This window comes from Salinisphaera sp. (assembly GCF_035690525.1).
Classification (GTDB): domain Bacteria; phylum Pseudomonadota; class Gammaproteobacteria; order Nevskiales; family Salinisphaeraceae; genus Salinisphaera.
In genome coordinates, this window is the sequence record NZ_DASSKM010000193.1 from 1 (window position 1) to 5014 (window position 5014).

A 5014-nucleotide genomic window follows, 5' to 3' on the forward strand; every position below is an offset into this window, starting at 1 on the left:
GCCGGGCTGTTTGCCACCGGTACCGCCACGGCAACGGCCATTAAAGTCACGCCCAATGCCGATTTGACTTCGCCCTATCGACTGACGCTGGGCGACAACGGCCCGAGCTACATCTTTTCCAGCCGCAACACCCTGTTCAACAAGCCCATCGGGGTGACCACGCAAGGCTCGGCGCTGATCGCCAGCTTGGGCGAACCGTTCTACGATCCGCCCCAGCCTTCGGGCTATTTTCCGAACCAGACCTTCGGCCCGGATGACGGCCTCAGCTACACCGGCTATAACAGCCGTACCGGCCATATCTCGACCTCGACGGCCGACGTCTATATCGGTCTGAAATTTCTACTGGATGACGGCTACCACTACGGCTACGCCGAAGTTGTCGGGTCGGACGCCACCGGCGCCAATTTCCGCCCGCGTCTGCTGTCCTATGGCTATCAGACGACCGCCGGCACGGCGATCACGACCGGCGAGGGATCGGCGGCGGCCCCGGTGCCGGAACCGGCGTCCTGGGGCATGGCGCTGCTGGCGCTGTTGCTGATCGGCGGCCTCGCTCGGCAGCGCTCGCGCGACCTCTTGTAAGCATCTGATACCCTGCGCGGCCGGCTCCGGCAGACCGGCCGCGGACCGCTTTCTCCAGGGGCTGTTGCCGTTTCATACGACGCGGGGCCGTATGAAGCGGCAACAGGCCCTAAGATCGCGGCGATGGCATAGTGTCGAGCATGAATCGCTTGGCCTGGCTGTTCGCTCCCACGATCGATCAACTGCTGTTCTCGCTGCGGCTGTGCACGGCGATCGCGCTCGCGCTCTATCTGGCGATGTGGCTGCAGTTGGACCGGCCCTATTGGTCCGCGCTGGAAGTAGCGGTCATGATCCAGCCGGTGCCGGGCATGGCGGTGGTGCGCGGTTTCTCGCGCGCCACCGGCACCATCGTGGCGGGCTGTGCGGGGTTGGCGATCATGGCCGCCTTCGGCCAGAGCTACGAGCTGAGCGCGGCCGCGCTTGCGCTGTGGGTCGCCTTCTGCGCCTTCTGGGCCAATCTGTTGCGCAACAATCTATCGTACGGCTTTGCGATCGCCGGTTTTATCGCCGGCGTCACGGTGATGCTGTCACACACGCTCAACCAGCCGCCGTTCGAGATCGCCGTCGCCCGTACCTCCGAATGCGTGCTGGCGGCGATGGTCACCGCGGCGGTCAACGTATTGCTCGCGCCGCCCGCCGGCATCCGCAACTACTTCAACAGCCGAATCGCCCTGCTGCGGGATCTCGGGCGTGAATTCGGCGGCCTGGCCGCGTTGTCGTCGCGCGCCTCGGCCGATCCCGACCAACCCCCTGACAACAACAAGGCCGACGGCAATCCCGACGACGATCCGCATCCCGCGCTGCAGGCGTTGGCGGCGCAAACGCTGGCACTGGAACAGACACGGCAGTACGTGCGCTACGAGGCGCCCCAGTTCGCCCAGTTCGATCGCATCGCCCGGCGCCTGGACTACGACATCCTGTCGTTGATCAGCGCGACCTCGTCACTGCATATCTATCTCGCCGGGCGCACCGAGCACGTGGATACGCAACCGGTCGCCGCCCTGGCCGAACCCGCGCGCCGGCTGGCTGAGCGCCCCGAGGACGCCGAGGACGCCAAGCAGGCGTTCGACGCCGCCCACGACGAAATTCGGGCGCTGGCGCGCGAACCCGCCGCGCACGGCCGCCGGCGTACGCTGGCCGACTATGTCGTGCTCAGCCGCGCGCTGGGGCTGGCCGGCCGCGGGCGGGCCGCGATGACCACCCACGGGCTGCTGATCGCCGAACGCGAACACCCAAGCGACCATATCGACCGTCGTTCCGAGTTCGGCCAACCGATGGACCTGCGCCAGGCCCTTCGCAACAGTTTGCGCACGCTCACCGCGGTCTCGCTCGGCGGCGCCTTTTGGGTGAATTTCCACAACCAGTTGCCGGCCGTGCTGATGATGATCCTGCTCTCGGCGCTGACCACCATCTTCGCGACCCTGCCCAATCCGGTGGCCGCGGCCGGTGGTTTCGCCAAGGGGCTGTCGATAGCCGCCGTGGCGGCGTTCGTCATCGATTTCCTGGTGCTGCCCCAGGCCACGAGCTACGCCACGCTCATGCTCGCCATGCTGCCGGTCGTATTCGTCGGCGGTCTAGCGATGGCGATGCCCGACCCGGGTCTGGCCCTGCCGGGCCGGATTTCGATAGTGATGTTCTCGCTGCTGGTCCACGTACAGAACGGCATGCTGCCGAGCTTCACCACCTATATCCAGATCGTTCTCGGCATCTTCGGCGCGATCGGCCTGACCGTTTTGGCTTTCCGCCTTGTGCTGCCGGTCTCGCCGCGGCAACGCCTACGCGAGCAGATGGTCGGCGTGTTCGACGAGCTGGCCCGCGACCGGCGCCACAGCCGCGAGCGCTTCGAGACCCGTATGTACGACCGGCTGAACGCGCTGGCGCTGAGCAATATCGAGCAGCCCTACCGGTTCTCGGCGCGCCAGGCGGTGCTGGCCGCGATCAACATCGGTCTGGAAGCCCGTTCGCTGGTCGTGCTCGCCGAGCGCATCGCCCTGCCCAAAGCGCTCGGCGCCGGCGTTCGCGACGAAATGGAGGCGCTGCGCAGCCTGTTCGCCGGGCGCAGCCCCGGCTCGATCGAACAAGTGGCCGACCGGGCCCGCGCCGTCCACGACTTGGCCCAGCGGCTGCTCGGCCATGCGGTCGCGCTCGAGAGCGAGGCCGAACGACGGCTTGGCATCCGCGCGGCGATTTGTGCCGAACTCACGGCCTCGGCGCTGGCCGACTACGTCCAGGCCTTCGAACACGGACAGCCGCCGCTGGCCGCGCCGACACCCGCCGCGAACGAAACCGCGGGCTGACGGCTACCAGTCGTCCCAGCCGTCGTCGTCCAGATTCTTGAGCTTGCCGCGATCGACGTGGCGCATCGACTCCTTCGCGCGCTGGTTCTGATACCAGAAAAAAGCCAACGCGACGATCGCGATCACCGCCGCCACCACGATCACGCTCCAGAACGTCGTCATGACCGCCCTCCGTATGCTTTGTCGCATTATCCAATGCGGCGGCGACCCCGCCAAGTGCTTCGAGAACCCCTAGTTGTGATCACATTTTCCGGCGTACACTGCGTGCACATACGCAAAACGGAAAAGCGCCCGTGGAACGCAGCATTCAGACCGTCAACCCCGCGACCGGCGAGGTCATCGAGACCTACCCGCTGATGAGCGACGACACCGTGAACGCCCGCGTGGCCGCGGCCCACCGGGCCTTCGAGCGCTGGAAGACCACGCCGCTGGCCGAGCGCGCCAAGATCGTGCGCCGTATCGGCGCGCTACTGCGTGAACGCGCCGACGAACTGGCCGAACTGATGACCCGCGAGATGGGCAAACCGATCGCCCAATGCGGCGGCGAAACCGGGCTGTGTGCCGGCATCTGCGACTACAGCGCCGATCATGCGGCCGAGGTGCTGGGCGACGAACAACGCGATTTCGACGGTGGCCGCGGCCTGATCAGCTACCAGCCGATCGGCGTGATCCTGGGCATCCAACCGTGGAATTTTCCGGTTTATCAGGTGGTGCGCTATGCGATCGCCAGCATCATCGCGGGCAACGCCGTGCTGCTCAAGCACGCGCCCAACGTCTGGGGCACGGCCCTGGCGCTGGAACGGCTGTTCGTCGACGCCGGCCTGCCGGAAGGCGTGTTCAGCGTGCTTTTGATCGATACCGAGCAAACCGAACGCCTGATCGAAAACGATCACGTGCGCGGCGTCACTCTGACCGGCAGCCCGGCGGCCGGGCGCGCGGTGGGCGCCAAGGCCGGGGCGTGTCTGAAAAAATCGGTGCTCGAACTGGGCAGCAACGATGCCTATATGATTCTGGAGGACGCCGATCTGGATACCGCGGTGGCCGCCTGTGTGCAGGGCCGGATCTACAACGCCGGCCAGACCTGCATCGCCGCCAAGCGCTTCATCGTGGTGGATGCGATCTACGACGAATTTCGGCGCCGGCTGGTCGAGCAGCTTGCGGCGATCGAGTACGGCGATCCGCGCGACCCGAACACCGCGCTCGGCCCGCTGGCCCGCGCCGACCTGCGCGACAATCTGCACGATCAGGTCCGGCGCTCGATCGATGCCGGCGCGACCTGCACGCTGGGCGGCGAGATGCCCGACGGCCCGGGCAATTTTTATCCGGTGACCGTACTTGAGAACGTCGAGCCCGGCACACCGGCTTACGAAGAAGAGCTGTTCGGCCCGGTCGCCGTGTTGATCCGCGTGGCCGACGAGGCCGCGGCGATCCGGGTCGCCAACGACTCGCGCTACGGCCTGGGCGGCGGCGTGTTTGCGGGCGATGTGGAACGCGCGACCCGCATTGCGCGCGACCTGTTCGATACCGGCATGATCAACGTCAACGGCTATCAGATGGCCCAGCCCGAACTGCCTTTCGGCGGCGTCAAGGACAGCGGCTACGGCCGCGAACACGGCGGCTTCGGCATGCGCGAATTCGTCAACATCAAGTCGGTGATGATCACGCCGTAGCGCCCCACGCCTCGCAAGGGCGACGCCGGACGCCGATTGCCAGACCGCACCGCCTTGGCAATACTGCCGCCACCACGTCACCCATCGGCCCACGAGCCAAGGATTCGCATGAGCGAGACGATCGACGCCCGCATCACCATCGACCCCGCGGTGCTGGCCGCGGCCGAGGCGCTGGCCGCCGGCCCGGGACGCCGTCTGCTCGGCCTGGTCGGCGCCCCGGCGGCCGGCAAATCCACGCTGGCGGACGCATTGGTCGAAGCGCTCGCCGGACGGGCGACCGGCGTGCCGATGGACGGGTTTCATCTGTCGCAACGACAGCTCGATCGGCTCGGCCGGGCCGATCGCAAGGGCGCGCCCGATACTTTCGACGGCGACGGCTATCGGGCCCTGCTCGAACGCATCCGCGCGGCCGCGAGCACCGGCGAGACCGTGTACGCGCCGGGATTCTATCGCGAGATCGAGGAGCCG

4 protein-coding genes and 1 pseudogene are annotated in these 5014 nt (G+C 67.1%); 4 read left to right on the plus strand and 1 reads right to left on the minus strand.

Annotated elements, in window-relative coordinates; genetic code table 11:
* Positions 1-579 (plus strand): PEP-CTERM sorting domain-containing protein (locus tag VFJ08_RS14890; RefSeq protein ID WP_324998012.1); only part of this gene is annotated, 579 nt, incomplete at its 5' end.
* Between the two features lie 140 nt (positions 580-719).
* Positions 720-2876 (plus strand): FUSC family protein, encoded by a 2157-nt coding sequence (locus VFJ08_RS14895; RefSeq protein ID WP_324998013.1) that lies wholly within the window; start codon positions 720-722, stop codon positions 2874-2876.
* Between the two features lie 3 nt (positions 2877-2879).
* Here VFJ08_RS14895 and VFJ08_RS14900 read toward each other — a convergent pair whose 3' ends face one another.
* Positions 2880-3038 (minus strand): hypothetical protein, encoded by a 159-nt coding sequence (locus tag VFJ08_RS14900; RefSeq protein WP_324998014.1) that lies wholly within the window; start codon positions 3036-3038, stop codon positions 2880-2882.
* Positions 3039-3169: 131 nt separating this feature from the next.
* Here VFJ08_RS14900 and VFJ08_RS14905 point away from each other — a divergent pair, with 131 nt between their 5' ends.
* Positions 3170-4546, plus strand: a complete 1377-nt coding sequence (locus VFJ08_RS14905; RefSeq protein ID WP_324998015.1) for an NAD-dependent succinate-semialdehyde dehydrogenase — start codon at positions 3170-3172, stop codon at positions 4544-4546.
* Positions 4547-4654: 108 nt separating this feature from the next.
* Positions 4655-5014: pseudogene (locus tag VFJ08_RS14910) on the plus strand (hypothetical protein); the annotation flags it as partial.